This window comes from Arthrobacter sp. YC-RL1 (assembly GCF_001454985.1).
GTDB classification, from domain to species: Bacteria; Actinomycetota; Actinomycetes; order Actinomycetales; family Micrococcaceae; genus Glutamicibacter; species Glutamicibacter soli.
In genome coordinates this window covers 851,600-877,203 of record NZ_CP013297.1, presented here as the reverse complement: position 1 = coordinate 877,203, position 25,604 = coordinate 851,600, and the positions used below count along the sequence as shown (strand labels likewise).

The following is a 25,604-nucleotide window of genomic DNA, read 5'->3' as shown; positions in this document are numbered from 1 at the left end:
GGCCGCAAAGCAACGCCCCGGCCGCTCTCTGGCAGCGTCCGGGGCGTTGTGGCGGGCTGCGCCGCTAGCTGTCGGCGGCGAATTCGCGCAGCGCGCGGTTCGTGAAGACCTGGTAGCCCAGGTCCGGATGGTATCCGTGGATCTCCCGGGTATCGAGCACGTCCATGTAGCGCATGATCTCCATGGTGACGACCTGCCCCGGCACCAGCACCGGGAAGCCCGGCGGGTACGGCGTGACGAACACCGCGGAAACCACCCGTTGCCCGGCGCCGATGCGCTCCTTGATCTGGGCCGAGGAGAGGAACTGGGTGGCCGGGTCCTGATACGTCAGGTAGTAGGCGGCGCGCATGTTGCCGCTGCCGCCACCACCGGCGAACTGCGGGGCAAATGAGCTGAAATCGGGAAGCGGGATCTGTCCCGGCCCCTCCACGGTGCCCATGGCCAGCACGCGGCCGTCGATCCGGCTCTGGCGTTCCAGGCCCTCGGCGATCTTCACCAGCACCTCGATCAGGTGCGCCGCGGCCGAACGGGTCGTGCCGATATTGGTCATCAGCAGCACCGAGCTGCGGCTGGTCTTGTTGACCTGGATCGAATGCCCGTCCATCAGGTAGGTGTGCTTGAACGTGTCCCCGTCCACTCCGGTCCGGCTGATGTCCAGCGTCAACCGCGACGGGTCGACCACCAGCTCGTCCTGCTGCCAGGATTCGTCCCAGACCGCCAGCCCGTCCCGCACCGGATTCGCCGTCCGCGTGCAGCGGTATTCCTCCGGGATCAGGTCCGCGGTGTTCAGGATGCGGAAGTACTTGCTCAGCAGCTTGTTCCGGCTGACTGCCCTGGCGATCGACTGGGCGAGGTCCACCTGCCGCTGGACCAGCGCGTAGCCTTCAAGTTCCGCCTGCCGGCGCCCGATATCCAGCGAAGCGAGGATCTGGTAGTTCGGCGAGGTCGAGGTGTGGGTCATGTAGGCTTCGCGGAACGTATTCAGGTTCCTGGCCGCGAAATCCTGGTCGTAGATGTGGATCATGGATCCCTGGCGCAGGGAGGTCAGGGTCTTGTGCGTCGATTGGGTTGAATACACCCGCAGGCGGACGGCCTCGGGATCCGGAATCAGCCGGGTTCGCAGCCAGGCTTCGTCGTTGGCTGGATCCTGCGCGGTACCGGGCTCGGGCAGCGCGGCGGCCTGGGCCGCGTAGCGCTCCTGGTACTCTACGGTCTCCATCTGCGCTTCCATGCGGGCCGCGGCGGTCATGCCGGTGCGCTGGCGGTAGACCGGATGGAAGCCGGCGAAGGCGAACCAGGCCTCGTCCCAGAGGAACACGAGGTCGGGCTTGATGGCGAGGCATTCCTCCATGACCCGGCGCGGATCGTAGATGATGCCGTCGAAGGTGCAGTTGGTCAGCGTCAGCATCTTGACCTTGTGCAGCAGCCCCTCGCGGCGCAGCTGCAGAAGCCGGCCCTTGATTTCCTGAAGCGGCACCGCGCCGTACATGGAGTGCTCGTTGAGCGGGTAGGCCTCCAGATAGCTCACGTTCGCCCCGGCCAGCACCAGCGAATAGTGGTGCGACTTGTGGCAGTTGCGGTCCACCAGCACGATGTCCCCCGGGGCGAGGATCGACTGGTGCACGATCTTGTTCGCGGTCGAGGTCCCGTTGGTGACGAAGTAGGTGCGGTGGCTCCGGAAGGCCCGGGCCGCCAGTTCGTGGGCCTTCTTGATGGAGCTCTGCGGGTCCAGCAGAGAGTCCAGCCCGCCGGAAGTCGCCGAGGTCTCGGCCAGCAGCAAGTTCTTGCCGTAGAAGTCCACCAGGTCGCGCGCCCACGGCGAATTCTTCACCGAGGCGGCCCGGGAGATCGGCAGCGCGTGGAAGACCCCGCCCGGGCGCTTGGCGTACTTCTGCAGCGCGGCGAAGAACGGGGTGTCGTAGCGGTCGGTGATCTCGGCGAGGATCGACAGATGCAAATCCATGCGGTCATTGCGCGAGAAAATGCGGCGGAAGCGCCCGGTGATCTCATGGGCGATGGATTCAAGCGCAACCCCGGCGATCAGGTACACCGGCAGCTCAGGGCGCAGCTTCTCCAGGATCTGTTCCAGGTCCAGCAGCCCCTGGATCTGGCGCCGGGAGGTGAAGTATCCCGCCATCCGCCCGGCGATGAAGTTCTGCAGCGTGGAACTGAGCCGGCGGCTGGATTCCAGCGAATACCTGGCCGAAAGCACCACCGACTGGATCGAGGGGTTGATGACGATCGCCGCCAGCGCGTCCTCGACGCTGGGAACCACCACGAAGTTGTAGTGGAACGGATCGGTGCGCTGGCGCTGCTCGAGGATTTCCTCCTTGAAGCGTTCGATTTCCTCCGCCGGGCCATTCTCCACCAGCAGGATCTCGACCTGCGGAACCGTGCGCGCGCCGTGCTGCTGGGGGCTGCCATGGGAGGCGCCTCGTTCAGCAGGCTCGGGCGCGGCGCTGTCATGGCCATCGGCATCGAAGTACTGGGTCTGGGTCCGGAAAGTCTGGTTGGCCTGGTAGACCAGATGCATGGCGTCCTCGTAGTGCCCGTCGGACATCAGGGCGGCCACGCGGTTGAAGTATTCAAGCCCCGGATTGGCCCAATAGGGTTCGATCGCGGACAGCAGCCCGAGCAGCCGCCCGGCTTCCTGCTCGTTCTCCCGTCGTCCGGCTTCGTCGACCGGGATGGAGACGATCTCGCTGAGTACGTAGCCCAGGTGTTCCCACGCGTCTTTGCGTTTTCTCCACGCGCTCTCCGGCGTCGCGATTGCTTGCTTGTTGCTCTTGGCTAACCTCATCGTCACGGTTGCCGTTGTCCTCTCAGCTCTGCAGCACGAACCGATGCTCGATCGGTGACGGAAGCGTCCTGCGCTGCCTTCTAATCGAGACAATAGGCGAAATCTTGCGCCCTTTTGAGGGCCAGAAGCGCATATGACGGATTATGATCGGCTATCAGCCAAGAATTCTCCTTCCGTTAACCGGCTTCGCGTTCGCCGCAACCGGGCTACTGCGCTGGCCCCGCCAACGGGACCTATCGGATCCTGTCGGCTGCCGGGTGCGTCCGGCTACCGTCCGCTGGCCGTGGAGACGAGCCGTCCTCCGCGCTTGCGGGCACCGAGCACCACCGAGGTGCGCAGCTGTACCATCTGCCCCCAGTCGGTCTGCGCGATGAAGCGGTACAAGTCCTGCTGGGAAGGCACCGTCACGTCGACCAGCAATTGCGCGTCCCCGGCGATGGCCGCCAGATAGCGCACCTGCGGCAGCTGGCTCAGGCGCTGGCCCAACTCGTCGATGCGCTCCGGGGAGACCTGCACCCATAGCAGCGCTTCGACCGGAAGTCCCAGCAAGGCAGGCTCCACCAGCGTGCGGATGCTGATGTGCTCCCCGCGCAGCAGCGCCTCCACCCGGCGCGATACCGACGATTCCCCGAGTTTCACCTGGCGGGAGATCGCCTCGATGCTCGCCCTGCCGTCGCGGCGCAGCGCATCGATGATCGTCAGGTCCGTTGCGTCCAGCGCCTCGGTCGGATGCCATTCGGTGCGTTCGCCCCCGACCTCCGGCTCCAGCATCCGCAACTGCGCGGTGCTCAGGTTCCCGGCCCTCCAGCCCCTGATGGTCTTGAAGAATTTCAGGATCGGATACACCTGGATCTGGCTCAGCCCCGGGGTCGCCGGCAGCTGGAGGGTCAGGATGTCTTCCAGTCCCCCGTCGTAGTGCAGTTCGCTGACCACGTCGCTCTGCCCCGTCACCATATAGGTGAAGCTCGTGTCAGCTCGGGCCGACAGTGCCTCGCTGGCCACCGGAACCGTGCCCGGAACGCAGTTCAAGGCCGCGATCACCGCTCCGGCACGATGGCGGATGGCGGCGATGTTCACCTTGCCGTCCTCCAACAACGCGGCCCCGTGCCGCGCCACCGTGCGTTCTGGCTCGTCCAGGACCTTGGCGATTTTGCGCCAGGTGGCCCGGCCGTCGACCTGGAGGGCCATGACTATGCGTTGCTCGAGTTCGCCCAACTCCTGAAAATCAACCATGACTTCAACTTTCGGGCTAATCCGACCGGGGCGCAACATTCGTCCGTCGGCTGACCGGCAGATGACGAATTCAGTTGCCAATTGCCCTATTGAACGACATCTGGACCCTCGAAATGCGGGAAATCGTCAGACACTTGGCAAGAATCCCCATTTCTTGCCATCGATGGGCATGCTCGGTCACCGTTAAAGCTACGAGATCCACCTCACACCGCACCTCGACCTCCCCCGCAAGGAACCACCATGCAAACGCCTTTAGCAGTGGCAGCCGCCGACCCGAGCGCGACGAACATCTGGGCCATCGCCAACACGCCGTTCCTCTGGATCTGTGTCCTGGGCGTCTTCGCCGTCATCTTCGTCCAGACAGTGCTCTACGCCAAGGCCGCCACGGCCGCCGCACCGCACATCGAGATGCCGGTCCGCGAGCTGAAGGAGGCGTTCCGCGCTGGCGCGGTGGCCTCCATCGGCCCGTCGCTGGCAGTGGTGCTGGTCGCCATCGCGCTGCTGGCGCTGTTCGGCACCCCGGCGGTGCTGGTGCGCATCGGCCTGATCGGCTCGGCCGCCGCCGAAACCGCCTCGGCCAGCATCGCCGCCGGAACCATGGGCGCCTCGCTGGGCGGGGACAGCTACACCCAGCAGGTCTTCGCCGTCGCGTTCATGGCCATGAGCCTGTCCGGCGCGATGTGGATGCTTTGCACGCTGATCATGACCCCGCTGCTGAAGAAGGGCGGCAAGTCGCTGGCCAAGCGCAACCCGGCGGTCATGGCCCTGATTCCCACCGCCGCGCTGCTCGGCGCGTTCTCCGCGCTGACCATCGCCGAACTGCCGAAATCTAACGTGCACCTGATCCTGGTCGGGATTTCAGCCGCCGCTATGGGCCTGTGCCTGTACCTGGCCAAGGCCCTGCACCAGAAATGGCTCAAGGAATGGGCGCTGGGAATCTCCATCGTCATCGCCCTCGTATCCGCCTACTACCTGCATACCGCCTAAGGATTGACCATGAGCGCAACCTCGCTTTCCGCCAATGCCGCAGCCTCCATGGAGCGCTTCGACCGGCAGACCAGCCGCTACGGCTCCATCACCATGGCCCTGGGGTTGATCCTCTCGCTGGCCGGCCCGATCTACATCGCGTTCTTCAGCGGCATGGAAGTCACCGCCGGCATGGTCTGGGTGGCGCTGCTGGCAGTGGCCGCCACCTTCGGGGTGCTGTGGGTGGTCGAGCCGCTGACCTACTTCCCGATCCTCGGTTCCGCCGCCATGTACCAGGCGTTCATGATCGGCAACATTTCCAACAAGCTGCTCCCGGCGGCCATCGTGGCCCAGTCTGCCATTGACGCGAAGCCGGGCACCAAGCGCGGCGACCTGGCCGCGGTGATGGCCATCTGCGGCGCCGCCACCGTGCACCTGACCAGCCTGCTGCTGTTCGTGGGCGTGCTGGGCACCTGGCTGGTGCACAACATCCCCGTCGAGGTCATCGAGGTCGCCCGCCTGTACATCCTGCCTTCGCTGATGGGCGCGGTGCTGGTGCAGTGCATCGTCTCCATGAAGGCGCTGCGCCCGACCATCGTCGCGGTCGTCGCAGGCCTGCTGGTGAACTTCGTGGTGGTCCCGCTGGCCCCGGCCACCGGCGCCTTCGCCACCGCTTTGGTCGTCATCGCCTCCATTGTCTTCTCCTGGGTGCTGCGCAAGCGCACCACCCAGGCTTCCTCCGAGCACTAGCTGCCTTCCGCGAACCAGCCACTACAAGGAACCAGGACCCCGCCATGAGCCACTCCCTCAAACCGACCGCCGACATCCAGGCCGCCGTCCACGCTGACTACCTTCACCTGCACGCAAACCCCGAGTTGTCCATGCAGGAGCACCAGACCGCCGCCTACATCGAATCGAGGCTGGCCGCGCTGGGCATCGAGCACTTCCGCTGCGGCGGCACCGGGGTGGTCGGCGTGCTGCGCAACGGGCCAGGCCCGGTCATCGCCTTCCGCGCCGACTCCGACGGGCTGCCGATCAAGGAAGCCACCGGCGCGGAGTACGCCTCCACCGCGGTAGGCCAGCTGGCTGATGGCACCGAGGTGCCGCTGATGCACGGCTGCGGGCACGACACCCACGTGGCCAGCGCGCTGGGCGCCGCGGCGGTGCTGGCGCAGGGCACCGAAGGCTGGTCGGGCACCGTGGTCTTGGTGTTCCAGCCCGGCGAGGAGACCGGCGCCGGGGCGGCGGCCATGCTGGCCGACGGGCTGTGGGACAAGGCCCCGGTGCCCGAGGTGGTGCTGGGACAGCACGTTTTCCCCTTCGCCGCAGGCACCATCCACTTAACCCCTGAATCCGCCATGGCGCTGGCCGATTCGCTGGAGATCACGCTGCACGGCACCCAGGCCCACGGCTCCCAACCGCAGGACTCGATCGACCCGATCGTGCTCGGTGCGCACATCATCACCCGGCTGCAGACCATTACCTCGCGCGAGCTGGATCCGCGGGACGCCGCGGTGGTCACCTGCGGCTCCTTCCACGCGGGCCTGAAGGAGAACATCATTCCTGACCGGGCGGTGTTCACGCTGAACATCCGCACGCTCACCGAGGCGGTGCGCGAGAAGGTGCTGGCGGCGGTGACCCGCATCGTCACCGCGGAGGCGGCCGCCTCCGCCGCGCCACAGCCCGAGATCACCACGCTGTACCGCTTCCCGCGCCTGTTCAACGACCCGGAGCAGACCGGCAATGTCGCCACCGCGCTGGCCAGCGAGTTCGGCGAGGACCGGGTCAAGCTGGTGGCCCCGCTGATGGGCTCCGAGGACTTCGGCGCGCTGGGAGACGCCATCGGGGTGCCGAACGTGTTCTGGATGTTCGGCGGCGCGGATCCGTCGGACCCGGCGCCGGCTGGCAACCATTCGCCATTCTTCCTGCCCGAGTACCGCGGCGCCTTGGACACCGGCGTACGCGCGGCACTGGCGGGCATCGGGCACTACGTGGGCTGCTAAGGGCGGCTACAGGCTGCTGCGCCCCTCCAGGTAGGCGCGCAGCACCTGCAGCACCCCGTGTTCGGTGTTGGCCGGGGCGGTGAAGTTCGCCGCCTGCGCCACCTGCGGGTGAGCATTGGCCATGGCGAAGGAATAGCGCGCCCGGCCCATCATCTCCAGGTCGTTCGGGTAGTCTCCGAACACCGCGGTCTGCTCGGCGCTGATCTGCAGCGACTCCTGCAGCCGGCCCAGGGCCAGGCCCTTGTGCACGCCGTGGTTCATGGCATCCACCCAGTGGCTTCCGGAAACCACGACCTGAAGCGGGACATCCAGCGCCGCGGCCATCTGCGCGACCTTGCCGGTGCCCACGTTCACCGCCATCTTAATGATGTCATCCTGCACCAGGTGCAGGTCCTGGACCACTTCCACCGCGCGGTAGTAGGGGGCGATGGCCCGGGCGAAGGCCGCATCGCCGCGCTCCACGTAGGCGGTGCGCCGTCCGCACAGCACCAGTCCCGCATCCAGCTCCCGCTGGCCGCGCACCGCGTCGACGACCGCCGCCACCGGCTGCGGGTCGATGATGTTCGAATACACCTCGGTCTGCCCGCGCATCACCACGGTGCCGTTCTCCGCGATGATCGGGATCGCGCCTAGCCGGGCGAACTGCTCGCTGAGGGTCGCGTACTGGCGGCCCGAGGCGGGTACGAAATGCACTCCGCGCTCCTGCAGGTCGGCAATGACCTGCCAGGCCTCGTCGGGGATCATCCCTGCCCCGTCCAGGAAGGTGCCGTCCATGTCGACGGCGACGAGCTTGAGGCGGGCGTCGGGGTCAATGGTATGCATCGGTTCCTATTTCGGCGGCGGGTGGCCGCTAGTGGTTCATCGCCCGGTGCGCGGCTCCAAGCACTCCGGCGGCGTTGTTGTACTGCGCCGGCACGATGCGTGCGCGCAGTTTCAGCTGCGGCATGAATTTCTCGTGGTCCGCCGAGACCGCCCCGCCGATCACGATCAGGTCGGGGCTGCACAGGAATTCCACGTGGGCCAGGTAGCGCTGCAGGCGCTGGACGTACTGCTCCCAACTCAGGTTCTCCTCGCGGATCACCCGGGCCGCGGCGCGGGATTCGGCATCCGCCCCGTCGATTTCCAGGTGGCCGAATTCGACGTTGGGGAACAGCAGTCCGTCGCGGAAGAACGCCGAGCCGATGCCGGTGCCCAGGGTCAGCACCAGGGTGCTGCCGGCGCGCGGCCTCCCGTCGAGGCTGCCTGCGCCGGCGAAGACCTCGGCCATGCCGGCGGCGTCCGCGTCGTTCAGCACGCTCACCTCGCGGCCCAGCACGCCGCCGATCAGGGCGACCGCATCCAGCCCGATCCATGCGCTGTCGATGTTCGCTGCGGAGTGCACCACCCCGCCGATCACGATGCCCGGCACCGTGACGCCCACCGGCACGCCGGCCAGGTCGCTGCCTGCCTGCTCCTGCAGGCCGGTCACAATGTCCGCCATCGCCTGGGCGACGGCGTCCGGATGCGCGCCGGCAGGGGTGGGCGCGTGGCTGAAGGTGCTCTCGACGAGTTTTCCTTCGGAGTCCACCATGCCGTACTTGATGGACGAGCCGCCCATATCCAGGCCGATGGCTGCATAGGGCGAGGCGGAAGCTGGCATGAGAACTCCATTCAAAATATTTAGGACTCTTTACAATATCTAGCGCCCGGCCTGCGGTCAATGGTGCGACGTGGCGGCTCACGCGTGGCGGTAGGCGCTCCACAACTCGGCCAGCGCGCGGCGGCGCGCGGCGGCCAGGGCCCCGTCCAACGCCCCGGTCCCGCCCTGCGGCGAATACTCGATGTCGGGACCTGCCAGCGGCACGATGCCGCGCAGCCGCTCCGCCAGCTTCTCGGTCAGCGCGGCGCTGGCCCCGGGGCCGGTGACCACCAGCGCGTCGGGATCCAGGTAGCCGAGCAGGTTGCCCAGCACCTGCCCCAGCGGCTCAAGCAGCGCCGGCCACATCTGCGGGTCGCTCAGCTTCTCGAACAGGACCCTGGTTCCCACCAATCCCCCGGAGTCCAGGTGCTCCAGCAGGGTGCGTCCCTGCAGCCGCTGGGTTTCCAGCTCGCCGACCAGGCCATGGCGCCCGCGGTACACCCGGCCCTCGATCACCAGCGCGGAGCCGAGACCCGCGCCCAGGTAGAGCAGCAGCATGGAGCCGGCGCGCCGGGAGTATTCGGCCACCGCCATCCAGTTCACGTCGTTGTCCAGCAGCGTGGCAGGCGAATCGAACAGCCCGGCCAGATCGGCGCCGGACGCCGCGAAGATCGGGGTGGGCACCACCCGCGTGGTGCCGTCCTCGCCGTGCAGCACCGGGGCGGCCTGGCTGATGCCCGCGGCCAGCCGCGGCGAGCCGAGCTCGGCCTGCAGCTCGTCGCGCAGCGCCCGGGCGGTGTCCAGCAGCTGCTCGGCGCCGGTGGAGGTCTGCACCGGGCTGATGCGCTCGGCCAGCACGGTGCCGGTCACGTCGCTCGCACGCAGCGCCAGCCGCTCGGCGCTCAGATCCACCCCCAGCACGTGCCCGTAGGCGGTGCGCAGGGCGTAGCGTTCGGGAATGCGCCCGCGCTTGCCCTCGGCGCTGGAACGCCCCTCGGACACCAGCCCGAACTCCTGCAGGCGCAGGATCGACTGCGACGCGGTGGGCTTGGAGATGCCAAGCCGCGCGGAGATCTCGGTGCGCGTGGCAGGGGCCTGGGCCAGCAGCCCGAACACCCGTTCGTCGGTCAGCGCCGCCAAGGCCCGTGGACCCGCGTTCTCAGCGCTCAACTGGCCACCACCAGCTTCTCGCCCAGGGTTTCGAGCTGCGCGCGGCCAAGCCCGTGCAAGAGCAGGTAGTCGGCGATCGACCCGGTGCGCCGGGCCGCGTCCAGCGCCTTGTCCAGTCCGGCCACGGAGGTGCCGACCAGCAGCGTGCGCATCTGCTCGGTCATCGCCACCCCGTGCTCGCCCATGCGCCGGGTCATGGCCGCCAGCCAGTCCCCGGACAGCGCCGCGGTGGAGGCGGCGTAGTCTTCCATGACCGCGTCCTTGTCCGCGCCCACCGCCATCAGCACCATGGCCACGCCCACGCCGGTGCGGTCCTTGCCGGCGGTGCAGTGCACCAGGGTGGCGCCGGATTCGGCGATGCCCGCGGCCAGCGTGGCCCAGGTGGGGCCGTGCAGCTCGACCAGCGGCTCGTAGATCTCATCCAGCGTGGACAGGTGGCCCACCGCGCCTTCCAGCAGCGGCAGGTGGGTGCGGATGGTGCCGGCGAAGCTGGCAGGGAAACCGGGCAGGTATGCGGTCTCCTGGGTGCTGCGCAGGTCGTAGATGCGCTCGATGCGCTGCTGCGCCACCCAGTCGGCCAGCTGCTGGTCGACCAGATGCGGGGCGGCGGAGCGGAAGAGCACCCCGGCGGCGATGCGCCCGCCCGCGGCGGGCATTCCCCCTGCTTCACGGAGGTTGGAAAGGAACATGCTCACATCCTAGGCTTGAACCAGCAACCCATGCCAACGCAAGGAGCATCATGCGCGCCACCTATCTGCTCGGAGACTGCGCGGTTGAACTGCGCGAGGTGCCGGATCCGGTGCTGCTGGAGCCGACCGACGCCCTGGTCGACATCACCGCAAGCTGCATCTGCGGCTCGGACCTGCACCACTACCACGGCCCGGCGGTCGCCGCCCGCCCGATCGGCCACGAATTCGTCGGCCGGGTCGCCGAGGTAGGCTCCGCAGTGTCCACTCTCAAGCCCGGCGACTTCGTGATCGCCCCCTTCACCATCAACTGCGGCAGCTGCGAATTCTGCCTGCAGGGGCTGACCACTTCCTGCCTGCGCGCCGGCTCCTGGGGCCGCACCAACTCCCGGGACTCCGCCTGCCAGGCCGAGGCCATCCGTGTCCCGCTGGCCGACGGCACGCTGTTCAAGGTCGACGCCGCCGTCGACGACGCGCTGCTTCCCAGCCTGCTGGCGCTGTCCGACGTCTACGGCACCGGCTACCATGCAGCGCGCAGCGCCGGGGTCCGCGAAGGCGACACCGTGGCGGTCATCGGCGACGGCGCGGTGGGGCTGCTGGCGGTGCTCGCTGCCAGCCAGCTGGGCGCCGAGCGCATCATCCTCATGGGCCGGCACGCGGACCGCACGGATCTGGGCCGCGAGTTCGGGGCCACCGACGTGGTCTCCGAGCGCGGCGAGGAAGGCATCGCCACGGTGCGCGAGATGACCGGCCACGGCGCGGGCAAGGTGCTGGAAGCCGTGGGGCTGCTGCCGGCCTTCGAGCAGGCCATCGGCATCGTGCGCCCGGGCGGGACGATCTCCCGGGTGGGTGTGCCGCAGTACGCCACCGGGCCGGTGGGCCGCGAGTTCTTCGGCCCCAACGTGACCCTGACCGGCGGGGTGGCCCCGGTGCGCAACTACATCGGCGACCTGCTGCCCGGGGTGCTGGAGGGGCGGGCCAACCCCGGCCGCGTCTTCGACAGCGTGCTGCCGCTGGACCGAGTGGCCGAGGGCTATGCGGCCATGGAGGCGCGCACCTGCCTGAAGGTCATGCTGCGTGGCTAGCGGATCCCGGCAGGTGCGCGGGGTGGACATGGATTCGCAGACCCGCTGCGCGCACTACCGCCAGCTCATCGACGTCATCGCGCTGCGCCATGCCTGCTGCGATGCCTGGTACCCCTGCCACCTGTGCCACCGGGAGCTGGCCGACCACCCGGCGGTGCCATGGCCGGCGGCGCGCGGGACCGAACCGGCGGTGCTCTGCGGGGTGTGCGGGCACGAGATGACAGCGGCCGAATACCTGGGCACCGGGTCCTGCCCGGCCTGCCAGGCGTTGTTCAACCCCGGGTGCAAGGCGCACGCCCCGCTGTACTTCGAGCCGCCGCTGCGGCCCTAGAGCCTTCCTGACTCCGGGACCTCCAGCCCCAGCAGCGCGTTCTCCGCGACTTCCATGAGCGCCGGGTGGATCCAGTACTGCCCGCGTGCCAGGGTGTGCGCGTCGATGCCCAGGTTCATGGCGGTGACCAGCGGTTGGATCAGGTTCGCCGCCTCGTAGCCGAGCACGTGGGCGCCCAGGATGCGTCCGTCGCGCTTGTCCGCGACGACCTTGAACAAGCCCTGCTCGTCTTCCATGGCCCAGCCGTAGGCGGTGTCCGCGTACTTCTGGGTCTTGGCCGTGGCATGCTCGCCGATTTCGGCGCGGGCCTGGGCCTCGGTCAGCCCGATATGCGCGATTTCCGGGTGGGTGAAGACCGCGGCGGGGATGTCGGCTTCCGAGACTTCGCGCAGGTCCCCGGGGTGCTCCAGGTTGTGGGCGACCACCCGCGCCTGGTGGTTGGCCGCGTGCTTCAGCTGCTGCTCGCTGCTGATATCTCCCAGCGCGTAGAGGCCGGGGACCGGTTCCCCGCTGCGCATCACCCGCTGGAACTGGTCCACCTGCAGCCGGCCGTCCGGGTGCAAGTCAAGGCCCGCCGGCGCGGTGAACTCGGTGTTCGGGCGGCGTCCGGTGGCGACCAGCACGGCGTCCGCGGTGAAGGTCCCGGCCTCGGTGCGCACGCTCAGCCCTTGCGGCCCGGCGGCAATTGACCGCGGCTCCGCATGCAGCTTCACGTCCCAGTCAACCTGGGTATTAAAAGCCTCGCAGATTTCCTCGTCCAGGTATTTGAGCAGCTTGTCCCCGCGCACCAGCTGGGTCACCTCGGTGCCCAGCCCGGCGAAGATCGACGCGAATTCGCAGGCGATGAATCCGGCGCCGATCACTAGCAACCGCCGGGGCTGCTCGATGCGCATGATGGTGTCCGAGGTGTGCACCCCGGGAAGGTCGATGCCCTCGATGTCCGGCAGCACCGGGGAGGATCCGGCAGCCAGCACGATCTGCTCCGCGTGGATTTTCTCGCCCTCCTCGGTGAGCAGGGTGTGCTCGTCGAGCAGCTGCACGCGGCCCAGCAGCCGGACGTTGTCCGCCTGCTGGCGGTAGTCCAGCCCGCCGGCGGAGATCGGGTCGATGCGCGCGAAGATGCGGTCGCGGATGGCGGCGAAGTCGGCACGTCCCGGGGGCAGCTGGATCCCGAGCTTCTCGGCTTCCTGCCAGGTGCGCGCCAGCTGGGCGGGCCTGACGAACATCTTGGTGGGGATGCATCCCACGTTCAGGCAGGTGCCGCCGAAGACGCCGGATTCGGCGATCGCGACCTGCTTGCCGTCCCAGAAGGGGGTGAGCAACGAGTTGCCCGAGCCGGAGCCCACGATCGCCAAATCCACGGCCTAGGCCTCCGGCAGGTTGATGATCTGCTGCGGGACGACCAGCACCGGGCGGGTCTGCTTCTGCGCCAGCGCCACCGCGATCGAGCCGTCGATGAACTGGGCCAGCTTGTTGCGGATGCCCGGGCGGCGGGTGCCGATCACGATCATGCGGGCGTCGACCTCCTCGGCCACTGCCATCAGCACCTTGGCGGGATCGCCTGGCACGTTGTGCAGCTCGTAGTCCACGCCGGCCAGGTGCTCGGCGACCAGTTCGGCCAGCTCGGCCGGGAAGTCGGCTTCTGCGGTGCCCAGCACGTTGCTTTCCGGAAGGCGTTCGGTGACGTACCGGCCGGAATCCGCGTAGATCACCTGGACCTTGGCCCTCAGGTCCGCGGCGATCGACGCGGCGGTGGCCAGGACGGATGGGGCTTGGCCGGGTTCGATGCCGACTACAACAGTGCTCATTGGCGCTCCTTCGTTCTGACTACCAAATTACCCTGTTCCCCGCCATCAGGCATCTTTGCGCGCCGCGCAGGCGATGGCGCGGGCGGTGGCAGAAAGGGCCAGCAGGCGCACCGTGTCCACGTCCGCGTCCACCCGTCCGGTGGCGGCGGCGATGAACGCGTCCCCGTCCAGCCTGGTGTGCGGCGGCTGCAGGGCGCGGGCCAGGCCGTCATGGGCGCCCTGGGCGATCAGGTGGCAGCCGGTTTTGTCCAGCTTCGCATTGGTGAACACCACCCCGATGGTGGTGTTGGTGCGCGGGGGCTGCGCCCCGCCGCTGCGGGCCGCCGCGGCCAGCGCCTCGAACACCGGTACGGAGTCCAGGGACGGCTCCTCGCCCGGAGCCAGCACGTCGCCGAAGGCGTTGACCGCGCACAGCGCGCCGACGACCAGCTCGCCGAGGCGCTGCTCCGCGTAGACCAGCCCGCCCGGGTAGGAGTCCTCCCGGCGCCAGCGTCCGGCGCGGGCCCCGGTGCCGGCGCCCAGCGCCCCGACGGCGACCCTCCCGGCGGATTCGGGCGCGGCGGCGGCCGCGGCGGCCAGGTAGCCGGACTCGGCATCCGGCCGCGCGGTGCCCTCGGCCAGGTCGAACAGGCCCAAGGTGGGCACAATGGGCACCCGCCCGGCGGGGGTCTGCACCCCGCGCCCCTGTTCCTGCAGGAAGCGCATGACCCCGTCCGCGCTGGCCAGCCCGAAGGCCGACCCGCCGGTGAGCAGCGCCGCGTCGACCTGCTGCACGGTCATCAGCGGGCCCAGCACATCCAGCTCGCGGGAGGCAGGGGCCCCGCCGCGCACCTCCACGGAGGCGACGGTGCCCTGGTCGAACAACACGACCGTGCACCCGGTGCCCTCGGTGCTCCAGTGCCCGATCGACACCCCGGGGACGGTGACCTCCAGTTCGCCTGGGGCCGGCACGCCTACAGGTCCCCCAGCTCGATGGCCGTGTCTTCCAGCCGCGCCGAATCGATCTGCCGGCCCACCAGCCCGCGCAGCGTGTCGTTCACGTCCCAGATGTTCACGTTCGCGGCGGCGGTGATCCGGCCTTCGCGCAGCCAGAAGATGATGAACTCGTTCTCGGAGCCGCGCAGCACGGTCTCGTCCCCCGGCGCGGCGTCCCCGACGTACTCCATGCCCAGGTCGTACTGGTCGGTGAAGAAGTAGGGCAGCCAGTCGTAGGCCTGGTCGGCCCCGGTGAGCGTGGCGGCCGCGAGCTTGCCTTGGCGGATCGCGTTGTCCCAGTGCTCCACCTGCAGCTGGCGGCGCAGCCGGGTATTGAACGCCTGGGCGACGTCCCCGATGGCCAGGATCTTCGAGTCGCTGCTGCGCAGCGAGGCGTCCACCACCACGCCGCGGTCGATGTCCAGCCCCGCGGTTTCGGCCAGCTCCACGTTGGGCACCGCGCCGATGGCCAGCAGCACCACGTCGGCGCGGCTGCTGCCGATGTCGGAGATGACCTGCAGGTGCCCGTCGGCCAGCTCGATGCCTTGCACCCGGGTGCCGGTGCGCACATCCACGCCGTGGCCCTGGTGCAGCTCCAGCAGGTGGTGGCCGAAGCGTTCGCCGAAGACCTTGGCCAGCGGCACCTCGTCCGGGGAGTAGACGGTCACCCGCGCCCCGAGCGAGCGGGCGCTGGCGGCGACTTCCATACCGATCCAGCCCGAGCCGACCACCGCGACCTGCTTGCCCTGGGTGATCTCGGTTTTCAGCGCGTCCGCGTCCGCCAGGCTGCGCAGCGTATGCACCCCGGGCAGGTCGTGCCCGGCCATCGGCTCCTCCCCGCCCAGCCGCGAGCGCGCGCCGGTGGCCAGCACCAGCGCGTCGTAGTCCAAGGTGGTGCCGTCGGCCAGCACCACGTGCTGGTGCTTGCGGTCGATGCTGATGGCGTGCGTGTCAAGGCGCAGATCCACATGGTTTGCCGCGTACCAGGCGGCGGTATTCACGGTGAAGTCCTCCACCGTGTCGCTGCCCTGCAGGTAGCCCTTGGACAGCGGCGGGCGTTCGTAGGGCAGCGAGGCTTCGTCCCCGATCAGCCGCAGCACCCCGTCGTACCCGCGGGAGCGCAGCTCGGAGACCAGGGTGGCCGCGGCCAGCCCCGCGCCAATGACAACAATCTTTTCCGGATTCATCGATCGCCTTTCACGCGTAGGTGTCCTTCGATCCTCACATGTCGGCGCACCGCTGGCAATCACTGCGGCCGGCTCCCAGCGAAGCTCCGGTGCTCAGCGCGCCGGAAGCGACCGGATGGTGCCGGCGGCGGTGTCCACCTCGAACTCCTGGCTCCAGCTTCCTGAGCCGCCGCGGACCTCGAAGCCCACTCTGGCGCGGCCGGCGCGCAGGTCCTCGGCGGTCACGGTGTAAGTGGGGGTGAAGAACAGCCGCTGGCCGCCGGCCGGTACGCTGGCGGGCCCGAATCCTGTGCCGGGGGCACGGTCGTAGTTCCCGAGCAGTTCCACCTCCAGAGCCCGCTCGGAGGAATTGACGAACCGCCCGGTGAATGCCAGCATGTCCCCGGCGCGCAACCCCGGCAGCACCGGGCCATAGTTGGTCAGTTGCGCTTCGCGGGATCCCAGGACCTGCACTCCGTCCTGGTACCCCTGGCCGATTTCCTTCCAGGTGTGCCCTGCCCAGTCCCCCGCCGTGGCGCTGATGACGTGCTCCTCGCCGATGCTGGTCCAGCGCTCGGGCCGTGCCGGGGTGATGGAGCGCAGCACCATGGTGAACTCGCTGCCCGGATCCTCCCGGTACCGCGCGGCGGCCTCGGCGAGCGCGGTCGGGGCAAGACTCCCGGGTTCGAGCTTGGTGAAGACGATGTCCTGGTAGCCGTCGCGTTCGAACAGCACCCCCAGCGAGCCGTCGGCCAGCAGCGCGGCGGTGGAGTAGGCGCTGCTGCCGGGGCAGATCGACTGGACCGGGCTCCAGTGGTCTCCGTTGTCGAAGGACACACTCAACACCGTGTTGCGGCGCAGGGCCGCGTCGCGGTTGTTCGTCAGCAGCAGCAGCTGCCCTCCGTCGGAGGGAAGGGCGCAGATGCTTCCGTTGTCCCCGGGATCCGGCAGGTCAGTCACGGGCGCAAGCTCGCCGTAGCGGTGCCCGCCGTCGGTGGACACCGCTTGGAGCCGCTGGTCCGGAGCCCGGGAATTCATCAGCACCCGCCCGTCGGGCAGCTGGACCGCTTTGTTCTCGTTCGCTTCGGCGCTTGTAAGCTCGCCGAGCCGCCAGCTCTCGCCGTGGTCGTCGGAGTAGGCCGAGGCGGCGCGGATCCGCCCGTGGTACAGCACCACCATCTGCTGCAGCAGGCGTCCGGCGTGCCGGCCGGTGCGCAGCTGGATCCCCGCGCCGGCGGCGGCGAAGATGCCGGTGATGCCCGGCCGCTTCAGCTGCGCGGTCAGTCGGCGATGCGACCAGGTCCTCCCGTCGTCGTCCGAGTAGGAGAGGTCCACGTGCTGCACCTCGTCCACGGGCTGCGCCCCTTCGGCGGATTCGAAGAATCCCGCGCGGGTGCCGGCGGCGTGGAAGCAGAAAATTCGCGAGGTGTCGGCGTCAACCAGCAGGCTGGGATCACCGAAGCCTTCAAGGCCGGAACCGGTGCGGATCACCTGCTGGTTTTCCCAGGTTTGTCCGTGATCGGTGCTGCGTCGCAGCAGCAGGTCGATGGTGTTGGGCAGGTCGTCCAGGTTGGGGCGGCCGTCATAGGCGGCCAATACGGTGCCGGCGGTCGTGACCGCCAAAGCTGGAATGCGGTACTGGCGGTAACCGTGGTGGCCTCGGCGTGCGAGCGTCTGGAAGCTCAGGTTTTCTGCGGCGGTCATGGGATCAAGTATTCCCGATTCTGGAGCTTTCGTTGTTTCCGCGCCAGACCATGCCGATGGTTATCCGATGGCCTTGATCGGCTGGACCAGCGAGCGTGGGCCAACCCCTTTATCTGTCGGTGCACTGGGGCTACAGTGCTAAGTACCCGAGCGAGGAGTGCGTCATGATTACCCCAGAAAGCCAACCCACCGCGGAAGTTCCCGGCCGCTACGTCCTGATTTTCGATTCGCCGACAACTGCCCATTCATCCACCCTTGGTATTGCAGCCCTTGAAGACAAGGTGCCCAACTTGCTGTCGGCCGCCGGCTACGAGACAACGGAATATTTTCCGCGTCTGGGCATCGCCGTAGTGGATTCTCCCCCGGAGCAATTGGATGATTTTTCAGCCCGAGTGGCAGGCGAGCACATGCCTGCCCGCGTGGTCCCGGAGCGGATCTACCGGATCCTCGCTGAAGCCGATGACGAACCCACGAGTTATGCGGACAACGACGAGTTCACCTGGGGGCTGCAAGCGGTCCAGGCCGCGAATTCGCAGTACACCGGCGCCGGCATCAAGGTTGCGGTGCTGGATACCGGCTTCGACACCCAGCACCCCGATTTCGCCGGGCGCAGCGTCACCACCAAGTCCTTCGCGGCCGGCGAGGACGCCGCGGACGGCCACGGCCATGGTACCCACTGCATCGGCACCGCTTGCGGGCCGCGCGCAGTCGAAGGCGGCCGCGGCTACGGGGTCGCCTCCGGCGCGGAAATCTTCGCTGGCAAGGTGCTGGGTTCCAATGGGTCCGGCACCGACTCGATGATCCTGGCCGGCATCGACTGGGCGTTGCAGAATGAATGCCACGTCATTTCCATGTCCCTCGGCGCGGACGTGCGCGAGGTGCATCCGCCTTATGTCACCGCCGGGCGCCGCGCGCTGGAACAGGGAACCCTGATCATCGCCGCGGCGGGCAACAACGCGAAACGCGCTTCCAACGATCCCGGATTCGTGGGTGCGCCGGCGAACAGCCCGTACATCATGGCGGTCGGCGCGCTGGACTCCGGCCTGCAGATCGCGCCGTTCTCCGCGAGGACACTTCCGGGCCGCGGCGGACAGGTGGACATTTCCGGTCCCGGCGTCAAGGTCTATTCCTCGTGGCCGGGCGCGCAGCGCTACAACACGATCAGCGGCACGTCGATGGCCACCCCGCACGTGGCCGGCGTGGCCGCGCTGCTGGCCGAGGCGACCGGGTACCGCGCCCGCGAGCTGTGGGCCGAGCTGGTGCAGCAGGCCCGGCGTTTGGAGCAGTTCTCCGTTGACGTGGGAGCGGGCCTGACCAGGTCGCCGGAACCGGCGCAGGAGAAGGCCTAGCATCATGGCTTCCCAGCGCACGTTCATCGTGACGATTTCCGAGACCTACACCAGCAACATGCCCGCCGCGGTGACCCAGCTGGAGTCCCATGGGCTGCAAGTCCAGCAGGTACTGGGCATGCTGGGGCAGGTGATCGGCCAGGCTGCGGATGAACGGGTTAAGGAGCTCAAGGGACTTGACTGCGTGCAGTCGGTTGATTCCGAACAGCAGTACAAGGCGCTCTAGGCACGGGGCAGGGCCGGCGGCGAAGCAACCGCTGGCACTGGCAGGCTGACTGGGATACGCGATGGCCCGCGGCAGGATCATGTCGCGGACCGTTGCGTTGCGATGTCTACCGGAAGTCCAGCAGCACCTTGCCGGAGACGGAAGCATCCTTGGCAGTTTCGAAGGCGGCCAAGGCCTCGGACGCGGGGAACTCATGGGTGACCGCGGCGCCGATCTGCAGCGATCCATCGGCCAGCGCCTGCAGCACCTCGTCGATTTCATCGTTGAAACGGAAGGATCCGACCAATTCCAGTTCCCGGGTGATGGCCAGCGAAATGAGCGCCGGCTGCTCGCCGGAAGGCAGCAGCCCCACCATGACCACTCGCCCGCCGCGGACCGCGCCGCGCACGGCCGAGGCCAGCCCGCGGTAGTTCCCGGTCGCTTCGATGACCACGTCCGCGTGGATGCCGGCGATGTCCCCGGCTTCCGGGGCACGCAGAGTGCGGGTCGCGCCAAGCTCGGCGGCGACGTGCAGCGGCGCATCGTACATGTCCACCGCGATGATGTCCCCCGCGCCGGCGCGCTTGAGCACGGCGACGGCCAGCGCGCCGATGGGGCCTGCCCCGATCACCAGGACGCGTTTACCGGCCACCTCCCCTGCCCGGGAGACTGCATGCCAGGCCACCGCGGCCGGCTCGGCCAGTGCAGCGTCGCGCAGGGACAGCCCGGCGGGAAGTTCGCGCAGCATGCGCGCGGGCAGGTTCACTTCGGTGGCGAAAGCTCCCTCGGTGTGCGGGAAGCGGGCGGCCGAACCCAGGTAGGTGCACCCCGGGGACAGGTTAGGGCGGCCCTCCGGATAGGGTTCCCCGGTGCCCGCAGGGGTCGCTGGATGGACTGCTACCTGGGCACCGGCCTGCGGACCGGTGCCGTCGGCGGCGGCCTGCACCACGGTGCCGACGATTTCATGCCCGAGCACCATGGGCGCCTTCAGGATGGATTCGCCGGCGGCGCCGTGGCTCCAGTAGTGCAGGTCCGAGCCGCAGATGCCGCCGTAGGCAATGGCGACGCGCGCCTGGTCCGCGGTGGGAGCGGGCAGGTGGATCTGCTCCACCCGGAGGTCTCCGGCGGCGTGGGCCACCACTGCCAAGGTTTGTTCGTTCAGGTTAGACGACAACGCTCATGCCTCCATCGATGAAAATAGTTTGCCCGTTGACGTAGTTGGATCCCTCGGACGCCAACCAGACCGCCGGCCCGGCCAAGTCCGCGACCGTGCCCCAGCGCCCGGCGGGGGTGCGGCCCAGGATCCAGGAGTTGAATTGCTCGTCGTCCACCAGGTTCTGCGTCATTTCGGTATGAATGTAGCCCGGGGCGATGCCGTTGATCTGCAGCCCGGAGCCGGCCCATTCAGCGGTCATAGCGCGGGTGAGGTTGCGCAGTCCGCCCTTGGCCGCGGTGTAGGCGGCAATCGTCGGTCGCGCCAAATCGGTCTGGACGGAGCAGATATTGATGATTTTCCCGGCGCCTCGCTGCACCATGCCGCGGGCAACGGCCCGGCCGACCAGGAAGGCGCTGGTGAGGTTGGTGTCGATGACTCGTTGCCAGTCCGCGACCTCGAGCTCAAGCAAGGGGACGCGGTGCTGGATTCCGGCGTTGTTCACCAGGATGTCCAGAGTGCCGATGCCTTTCTCAATGTCCTCGATATTGGCACTGACCGACTCGTCATCCGTCACGTCGAAGCAAGCAGAGTGGATACGCTCTCGCCCATAGAGCTCGGTGAATTCGGCGACCGTGGTTGCCAGCCGGTCGGCGTCGCGGCCATGCAGGACGATGTCGGCACCCGCGTCTGCCAAGGCCCGGGCCAGTTCCCTGCCGATACCCCGTGATGATCCGGTGACCAAGGCCAGTTTGCCCGTGAGGTCGAATAGATTGCTCATGCTTGCCCGCTTCCCTGTTCTGACGGCAGCAAGCTGCCATCACATGTCAGATGTCGTCGGCGGACGCTCCCGCCGACCAGCAAGCAGCTGCGTCACAGAGGGCCTCGTCGCCACGCCCAATATAACAGACTTAACAAGCTAAACGCGATAATAAATATGTTTTTAAAGATCCGATCTCGCCATCTTTGCGACGTTGCACCCGCCCAGGGGCAACCCTCCAGAAGCAACGGCGCACGAAAGGTGCAACCAGCAAGGCGCGCCCCTCCGCGCGTGAGGTGAATCCAGGTGTATTTCAGCGGAATATCACGTCGGGAAAAATGCGAATTGATCCACAAAACAAGGGGCTTTTCAGGCTTGAATAGACCGCAATTCGACCCGGTGCACAAGGGTGCCAGTTGGACAGCGGATGCCACCCTGAGCTTGTCATCTTATTTCACTCCATAAGTTTTATTCGCAGCAAAATACTCGTTGATTTGGGACTTTACGATCCAGTGCATCGACGATCTGCTATACTTGATCCATCGCACTCGATTCCTGACGAGATTTACACCCGGCGCGTGGGAGCTTTTTCAGCGTGACCCGCCGGGTTTCGGCTGGTGCTTATTTGGGGTTCAGCGTGGCGCAGCCCAGTCGATTTTGAACATTTTTTCGCCGCGCAAGGAGTAACTTATTAGGCTGAAATGCCGGAGAGGTACGCTTGTCACAACGCGTTGCAATCATCGGAGCAGGACCCAGCGGAATGGCTCAACTGCGAGCCTTCGAGTCGGCGCGCACAGCCGGTCGTTCGGTCCCGGAAATCGTCTGCTACGAAAAACAGGATGACTGGGGTGGCCAATGGAATTTCAGCTGGCGCACGGGCATCGACAAGTATGGTGAGACAGTCCATTCGAGCATGTACCGCAATTTATGGTCCAATGGTCCCAAGGAGGCCTTGGAGTTCGCCGAATACACTTTTGATGAGCACTTCGGCCGTCCGATTTCCTCATATCCACCTCGTGCGGTGCTGTGGGACTACATCAACGGCCGCGCCGAGAAGTCGAATGTCAAGAAGTACGTCCAATTCTCGACCGTCGTGCGCTGGGTCCAGTTCGATGAAGGTACCCAGAAGTTCACCGTCACGATTGAAAACCTGAAAACCGGTCAAACGGAAAGCAGCGAATTCGATAAGGTCGTCGTCGGGTCCGGCCACTTCAGCTTCCCGAATGTTCCGGACTTCGCCGGAATCGAAACCTTCCCGGGAACGCTGATCCACGCCCATGATTTCCGCGGTGCGGAACGGCTGGCCGGCCGCAACGTCCTGTTGATCGGCGCCAGCTACTCCGCCGAGGACATCGGCATCCAGGCATTCAAGATGGGCGCCAGCTCGGTGACCATGAGCTACCGTACTGCCCCGATGGGCTACGACTGGCCCGAGGGCATCCAGGAACGCCCGCTGGTCCAGCGGTTCGAAGGGAGCACCGCCCACTTCGCCGACGGAACCGAGCGACAGTTCGACGCAGTCATCCTGTGCACCGGATACCTGCACCACTACCCGTTCCTGCCATCGGATTTGGCCCTGTCCTCTCCCAACAACTTGTACCCCAAGTCCCTGTACCGCGGCGTTGTCAGCGAAGCGAACAACAACTTGTTCTACCTGGGCGCCCAGGACCAGTGGTTCACCTTCAACATGTTCGATGCCCAGGCCTGGTACGTCCGCGATGTCATCCTCGGCGATGCGAAGCTTCCTTCTGAAGCCGAGCAGAAACTTGACATGGCGCAATGGACACAGCGCTTGGAGAATCTAGGCAGCGCAGCAGATGAAGTCCGTTTCCAGGCCGACTACATTCGAGACCTCATAGAGCAGACCGACTACCCGATGTTCGATCTGGACGAGGTAACCCGCATCTTCTTGGCGTGGAAGAACGACAAACAGCACAACATCTTGAACTACCGCGACCAGGTCTATCGTTCGGTCATGACCGGCACCATGGCCTGCGAGCACCACACCCCGTGGCTTCGCGAGCTGGATGATTCATTGGAGCGCTACCTGTCCCAGCCAGAAGAGGACGAGCTGGAGCGTATGGTCCGCGGCAAGGACAGCTCCGCCAGCCCGGCCTAGTTGTAATACACCTAGTTGCCGGAGCAAACCGCGTAAGCAGCCTCACGACTGATAACCACGCGGACAGCGGGTCGAGATCCGGAATCTCGACCCGCTGTTCCACTAAAGCCCCATCGGAAAGCAGAGGCACCTGCATAGAAAGCGCAGAGTCTACTCCGAGCAGGTAGCGCACGAATGCCTTCACGGCGCGATTAATGCTGACGCCGGCCGTCCACGTGGCGTATTCCTGGACTCCATGCGGCAGAGGCGGCATCACGGCTCCACGCGTGCTTGATACCGCAAGAACCTTCTACGGAACAAGAATTTTTGGTGCTGGCGTCGTTTACAACGGCGCGGGTCAGAGAACATCCTGGAGTTTCGCACGTTCAGTCGTGGGTTGGCGTCAGAAGTGCAACCGGAAAGAAAAATCTCGGGCGCCATAAGTCACCCGAGATTATTTATCTTGTGGAGGTAAGGGGATTCGAACCCCTGACCTTCTGCATGCCATGCAGACGCGCTACCAACTGCGCCATACCCCCAAAAGGATGCGGTTTCTTCGGTTTTTTCGACCTCTGAACCGAGATAAAACTCTACCGGACGTGTTTAGAAAACACCAAATCGGCGTCCGGAGACGCTGGTCACAGGATGCTATTCACTTTGTCGGTTGCGGGTGGCAGAATCTTCCACGTGGATCGATCGGTCCCGAGAACATAGTCGAAAGGCGCACTTCCATGAGCATTGGACTGACCCCGTACCTGCGTTTCGCCGGCGATGCCCGCGCAGCCATGGAGTTCTACCACTCCGTATTTGGTGGAGAACTGTCGATGATGACCTTCAAAGAAGGAATGAATGACGATCGCCCGGCAACCACCGACCAAATCATGCATTCATCGCTGTTCGTGAGTCGCGGCGTGCACCTGATGGCCTCGGACACCCCGCCCGAAATGAATCTCATGCCCAATGGCACCGTGTCCTTCAGCAGCGACGGCACGGACGATGCGGACTCGGTGCCGCTGCAGAAGTGGTGGGATGGACTATCTGCAGGCGCGCGCATCGATGTTCCGTTGGCAACAGCTCCTTGGGGAGACTCTTTCGGTCAGCTCACCGATAAGTTCGGCGTCACCTGGATGTTCAATATCTCTGCGGTGCGCACGTAGCTATTTCAGCTCGGCCTGTTCGCGGGAAGCGACCGCTTCGCTGCCCACGAGCAGGCCGATCTTCTTTGCCCGGATTTGGGTTGCCCAAGCCAGCAGGAAGCCGAGTACCGCGAGCCCCGCTCCGACGATGGACGGCGCACGGTAGCCGAAGCCCGCGGAAATCACCGCAGCACCCAGGGCGGCCCCCAACGCGTTGGCCACGTTGAGCGCGGAATGGTTCAAGGAGGCGGCCAGCGACTGGGCATGGGGTGCCGAATCCATCAGCAAGGTTTGCAAGCTCGGGATCAATAGCGAGCCCACCGCGCCCAGCACGAAGACCATGACGAGCGTGGGGATAATCCAGCTGGTCACGGCGGCGAAAATCAGCATGGCCGCCACCATGATCAGGTTGGTCAGCTTGATGGAACCGAAAATCGACCAGTCGGCCAAGCGTCCGCCGGCCAGCGAACCGACGACCATGCCCAAGCCATAGAGCGCCAGAGCCCAGGGAACAAGATTGATGTCGAGCCCTGCTTCTTCGGTCAAGGTCGGTGAAATGTACGAGTACACGGCGAAGAAGCCGCCAAACCCCACGATGCCCGTCCCCATGGCCATCCAGACCTGGATATTCTTCAGCGCCGAGAGTTCGCGGCGCATGCTCGCTCCGGGTTCAGCCTTGTGCCACGGAACGAACAAGCTGATCATCAGCATCGTGATCAGGCCAACCACAGCGACAACAACGAACATCGCTCGCCATCCAGTCAGCTGCCCCAAACGGGTGACCAGCGGAACACCGGCGACGTTGGCCACCGAGAGCCCGAGCATCACCCATGCGATGGCGCGCCCGCGCATGCTTCCGGGCACCAGCGAACCAGCCAGGACTCCGGCCAAGCCGAAGTAGGCGCCATGCGGCAGGCCGGCGAGGAATCGGGTAGCCAGCATTGTTCCGTAATCCGGGGCAAAGGCCGATGACAAGTTTGCGACAGTGAAGAACAGCATCAGCAGCAAGACCGCGCGCTTGCGCGGAATCTTGGCGGCAAGTGCGGTCAGCACCGGGGCGCCAACCACGACGCCGATGGCATAGGCGCTGATCATCAGGCCCATCTGGGAATTGCTCACCGAAAGGTCGGCGGCGCCCTCCTGGAGCAGCCCCATCAGGGTGAATTCGGTGACACCGATGCCGAATCCGCCCATGGACAGGGCGAGAATCGCCAACAGCAGCCGGCCGCCGGACAAGTATTTGCTGGGCGCAGAAGTAGTCACGTTTGGATCCTCGGGAGTTTGGAGATGGCACGGCTTCATCGACGCCTGACTTCCATCGTAGTTGCAGGCACGGCTGAGGAAAATTACGATTCCCA

23 protein-coding genes and 1 tRNA gene are annotated in these 25,604 nt (G+C 66.6%); 9 read left to right on the top strand and 15 right to left on the bottom strand.

The genetic code is table 11. The features are described 5' to 3' along the window. Positions 1-64: 64 nt before the first annotated feature. Both ATC04_RS04095 and ATC04_RS04090 read right to left on the bottom strand, forming a co-directional pair. Positions 65-2,800 carry an ornithine decarboxylase gene (locus tag ATC04_RS04095; protein ID WP_047120015.1) on the bottom strand — a complete coding sequence of 912 codons (2,736 nt, stop codon included), beginning with the start codon at positions 2,798-2,800 and terminating at the stop codon, positions 65-67. A gap of 267 nt (positions 2,801-3,067) precedes the next feature. Beyond that, positions 3,068-4,033, bottom strand: a complete 966-nt coding sequence (locus ATC04_RS04090; RefSeq protein WP_047120016.1) for an AsnC family transcriptional regulator — start codon at positions 4,031-4,033, stop codon at positions 3,068-3,070. Positions 4,034-4,273: 240 nt separating this feature from the next. Between ATC04_RS04090 and ATC04_RS04085 the strand changes: the two genes are divergently transcribed. Genes ATC04_RS04085 through ATC04_RS04075 form a run of 3 tightly spaced genes read left to right on the top strand, consistent with a single transcriptional unit; the run spans position 4,274 to position 7,002 of the window. Then, the gene (locus tag ATC04_RS04085; RefSeq protein ID WP_047120017.1) at positions 4,274-5,020 is read left to right on the top strand and encodes a DUF5058 family protein; all 747 of its coding nucleotides are present in this window, start codon (positions 4,274-4,276) and stop codon (positions 5,018-5,020) included. A gap of 9 nt (positions 5,021-5,029) precedes the next feature. Continuing rightward, entirely contained in the window at positions 5,030-5,749 is a 720-nt protein-coding gene (locus ATC04_RS04080; RefSeq protein ID WP_047120018.1) for a hypothetical protein, read from the top strand. 44 nt (positions 5,750-5,793) lie between these two features. Then, positions 5,794-7,002, top strand: a complete 1,209-nt coding sequence (locus ATC04_RS04075; RefSeq protein ID WP_047120019.1) for an amidohydrolase — start codon at positions 5,794-5,796, stop codon at positions 7,000-7,002. Between the two features lie 6 nt (positions 7,003-7,008). Here the strand turns inward: ATC04_RS04075 and ATC04_RS04070 are convergent, their stop codons facing one another. The 4 genes from ATC04_RS04070 to ATC04_RS04055 all read right to left on the bottom strand — a co-directional run bounded on the left by ATC04_RS04070 (position 7,009) and on the right by ATC04_RS04055 (position 10,479). Continuing rightward, entirely contained in the window at positions 7,009-7,824 is an 816-nt protein-coding gene (locus tag ATC04_RS04070; protein ID WP_047120020.1) for an HAD family hydrolase, read from the bottom strand. Positions 7,825-7,852: 28 nt separating this feature from the next. Continuing rightward, on the bottom strand, positions 7,853-8,641 hold the full coding sequence (gene ppgK, locus ATC04_RS04065) for a polyphosphate--glucose phosphotransferase (protein WP_047120021.1): 789 nt from the start codon (positions 8,639-8,641) through the stop codon (positions 7,853-7,855). Between the two features lie 78 nt (positions 8,642-8,719). Beyond that, positions 8,720-9,790, bottom strand: coding sequence for an ROK family transcriptional regulator (locus ATC04_RS04060; RefSeq protein ID WP_082123975.1), 1,071 nt, complete (start codon positions 9,788-9,790; stop codon positions 8,720-8,722). Further along, positions 9,787-10,479, bottom strand: coding sequence for a tyrosine-protein phosphatase (locus ATC04_RS04055; RefSeq protein WP_047120023.1), 693 nt, complete (start codon positions 10,477-10,479; stop codon positions 9,787-9,789). Before ATC04_RS04055 ends, ATC04_RS04060 begins: the two co-directional genes overlap by 4 nt. Positions 10,480-10,529: 50 nt before the next feature. On the opposite strand from ATC04_RS04055, the gene ATC04_RS04050 reads away from it, so the two are divergent. Beyond that, positions 10,530-11,561 (top strand): alcohol dehydrogenase catalytic domain-containing protein, encoded by a 1,032-nt coding sequence (locus ATC04_RS04050; protein ID WP_047120024.1) that lies wholly within the window; start codon positions 10,530-10,532, stop codon positions 11,559-11,561. Then, positions 11,554-11,892 (top strand): CHY zinc finger protein, encoded by a 339-nt coding sequence (locus tag ATC04_RS04045; protein ID WP_342352849.1) that lies wholly within the window; start codon positions 11,554-11,556, stop codon positions 11,890-11,892. Before ATC04_RS04050 ends, ATC04_RS04045 begins: the two co-directional genes overlap by 8 nt. On the opposite strand, the gene ATC04_RS04040 is transcribed toward ATC04_RS04045, so the two are convergent. The 5 genes from ATC04_RS04040 to ATC04_RS04020 form a co-directional block, all read right to left on the bottom strand. Further along, on the bottom strand, positions 11,889-13,253 hold the full coding sequence (locus tag ATC04_RS04040) for a mycothione reductase (RefSeq protein ID WP_047120025.1): 1,365 nt from the start codon (positions 13,251-13,253) through the stop codon (positions 11,889-11,891). The genes ATC04_RS04045 and ATC04_RS04040 overlap by 4 nt on opposite strands. Before the next feature lie 3 nt (positions 13,254-13,256). Continuing rightward, positions 13,257-13,700, bottom strand: coding sequence for a universal stress protein (locus tag ATC04_RS04035; RefSeq protein ID WP_047120026.1), 444 nt, complete (start codon positions 13,698-13,700; stop codon positions 13,257-13,259). A 45-nt stretch (positions 13,701-13,745) separates the two neighbouring features. Then, positions 13,746-14,651 (bottom strand): P1 family peptidase, encoded by a 906-nt coding sequence (locus tag ATC04_RS04030; RefSeq protein ID WP_197413514.1) that lies wholly within the window; start codon positions 14,649-14,651, stop codon positions 13,746-13,748. Between the two features lie 2 nt (positions 14,652-14,653). Continuing rightward, positions 14,654-15,862, bottom strand: coding sequence for an FAD/NAD(P)-binding oxidoreductase (locus ATC04_RS04025; protein WP_047120027.1), 1,209 nt, complete (start codon positions 15,860-15,862; stop codon positions 14,654-14,656). A gap of 93 nt (positions 15,863-15,955) precedes the next feature. Next, the gene (locus tag ATC04_RS04020; RefSeq protein WP_047120028.1) at positions 15,956-17,545 is read right to left on the bottom strand and encodes a sialidase family protein; all 1,590 of its coding nucleotides are present in this window, start codon (positions 17,543-17,545) and stop codon (positions 15,956-15,958) included. 164 nt (positions 17,546-17,709) lie between these two features. On the opposite strand from ATC04_RS04020, the gene ATC04_RS04015 reads away from it, so the two are divergent. Then, the gene (locus ATC04_RS04015; protein WP_047120029.1) at positions 17,710-18,894 is read left to right on the top strand and encodes a S8 family serine peptidase; all 1,185 of its coding nucleotides are present in this window, start codon (positions 17,710-17,712) and stop codon (positions 18,892-18,894) included. A gap of 4 nt (positions 18,895-18,898) precedes the next feature. Then, the gene (locus ATC04_RS04010) at positions 18,899-19,120 is read left to right on the top strand and encodes a hypothetical protein (RefSeq protein ID WP_047120030.1); all 222 of its coding nucleotides are present in this window, start codon (positions 18,899-18,901) and stop codon (positions 19,118-19,120) included. 106 nt (positions 19,121-19,226) lie between these two features. On the opposite strand, the gene ATC04_RS04005 is transcribed toward ATC04_RS04010, so the two are convergent. After that, positions 19,227-20,273, bottom strand: coding sequence for an L-idonate 5-dehydrogenase (locus tag ATC04_RS04005; RefSeq protein WP_047120031.1), 1,047 nt, complete (start codon positions 20,271-20,273; stop codon positions 19,227-19,229). Continuing rightward, positions 20,263-21,033, bottom strand: coding sequence for an SDR family oxidoreductase (locus ATC04_RS04000; RefSeq protein WP_047120032.1), 771 nt, complete (start codon positions 21,031-21,033; stop codon positions 20,263-20,265). Before ATC04_RS04000 ends, ATC04_RS04005 begins: the two co-directional genes overlap by 11 nt. A 697-nt stretch (positions 21,034-21,730) precedes the next feature. Here ATC04_RS04000 and ATC04_RS03995 point away from each other — a divergent pair. Next, positions 21,731-23,131 carry an NAD(P)/FAD-dependent oxidoreductase gene (locus ATC04_RS03995; RefSeq protein WP_082123976.1) on the top strand — a complete coding sequence of 467 codons (1,401 nt, stop codon included), beginning with the start codon at positions 21,731-21,733 and terminating at the stop codon, positions 23,129-23,131. Positions 23,132-23,576: 445 nt separating this feature from the next. On the opposite strand, the gene ATC04_RS03990 is transcribed toward ATC04_RS03995, so the two are convergent. Beyond that, positions 23,577-23,649, bottom strand: a tRNA-Ala gene (locus ATC04_RS03990). Between the two features lie 192 nt (positions 23,650-23,841). Between ATC04_RS03990 and ATC04_RS03985 the strand changes: the two genes are divergently transcribed. Further along, positions 23,842-24,267: a VOC family protein gene (locus tag ATC04_RS03985; RefSeq protein WP_047120034.1), complete on the top strand. Its 426-nt coding sequence runs from the start codon at positions 23,842-23,844 to the stop codon at positions 24,265-24,267. On the opposite strand, the gene ATC04_RS03980 is transcribed toward ATC04_RS03985, so the two are convergent. Then, positions 24,268-25,548 carry an MFS transporter gene (locus tag ATC04_RS03980; RefSeq protein WP_047120035.1) on the bottom strand — a complete coding sequence of 427 codons (1,281 nt, stop codon included), beginning with the start codon at positions 25,546-25,548 and terminating at the stop codon, positions 24,268-24,270. Between the last annotated feature and the right edge of the window lie 56 nt (positions 25,549-25,604).

What these genes read in the sequence shown, in the direction of transcription:
- ATC04_RS04000 (WP_047120032.1), bottom strand. Translation starts at nt 21,033, where the DNA reads ATGAGCAATCTATTCGACCTCACGGGCAAACTGGCCTTGGTCACCGGA.
- ATC04_RS04090 (WP_047120016.1), bottom strand. Translation starts at nt 4,033, where the DNA reads ATGGTTGATTTTCAGGAGTTGGGCGAACTCGAGCAACGCATAGTCATG.
- ATC04_RS04075 (WP_047120019.1), top strand. Translation starts at nt 5,794, where the DNA reads ATGAGCCACTCCCTCAAACCGACCGCCGACATCCAGGCCGCCGTCCAC.
- ATC04_RS04035 (WP_047120026.1), bottom strand. Translation starts at nt 13,700, where the DNA reads ATGAGCACTGTTGTAGTCGGCATCGAACCCGGCCAAGCCCCATCCGTC.
- ATC04_RS04080 (WP_047120018.1), top strand. Translation starts at nt 5,030, where the DNA reads ATGAGCGCAACCTCGCTTTCCGCCAATGCCGCAGCCTCCATGGAGCGC.
- ATC04_RS03980 (WP_047120035.1), bottom strand. Translation starts at nt 25,548, where the DNA reads ATGAAGCCGTGCCATCTCCAAACTCCCGAGGATCCAAACGTGACTACT.
- ATC04_RS04015 (WP_047120029.1), top strand. Translation starts at nt 17,710, where the DNA reads ATGATTACCCCAGAAAGCCAACCCACCGCGGAAGTTCCCGGCCGCTAC.
- ATC04_RS04085 (WP_047120017.1), top strand. Translation starts at nt 4,274, where the DNA reads ATGCAAACGCCTTTAGCAGTGGCAGCCGCCGACCCGAGCGCGACGAAC.
- ATC04_RS04025 (WP_047120027.1), bottom strand. Translation starts at nt 15,862, where the DNA reads ATGAATCCGGAAAAGATTGTTGTCATTGGCGCGGGGCTGGCCGCGGCC.
- ATC04_RS03985 (WP_047120034.1), top strand. Translation starts at nt 23,842, where the DNA reads ATGAGCATTGGACTGACCCCGTACCTGCGTTTCGCCGGCGATGCCCGC.
- ATC04_RS04055 (WP_047120023.1), bottom strand. Translation starts at nt 10,479, where the DNA reads ATGTTCCTTTCCAACCTCCGTGAAGCAGGGGGAATGCCCGCCGCGGGC.
- ATC04_RS04020 (WP_047120028.1), bottom strand. Translation starts at nt 17,545, where the DNA reads ATGACCGCCGCAGAAAACCTGAGCTTCCAGACGCTCGCACGCCGAGGC.
- ATC04_RS04010 (WP_047120030.1), top strand. Translation starts at nt 18,899, where the DNA reads ATGGCTTCCCAGCGCACGTTCATCGTGACGATTTCCGAGACCTACACC.
- ATC04_RS04050 (WP_047120024.1), top strand. Translation starts at nt 10,530, where the DNA reads ATGCGCGCCACCTATCTGCTCGGAGACTGCGCGGTTGAACTGCGCGAG.
- ATC04_RS04095 (WP_047120015.1), bottom strand. Translation starts at nt 2,800, where the DNA reads ATGAGGTTAGCCAAGAGCAACAAGCAAGCAATCGCGACGCCGGAGAGC.
- ppgK (WP_047120021.1), bottom strand. Translation starts at nt 8,641, where the DNA reads ATGCCAGCTTCCGCCTCGCCCTATGCAGCCATCGGCCTGGATATGGGC.
- ATC04_RS04070 (WP_047120020.1), bottom strand. Translation starts at nt 7,824, where the DNA reads ATGCATACCATTGACCCCGACGCCCGCCTCAAGCTCGTCGCCGTCGAC.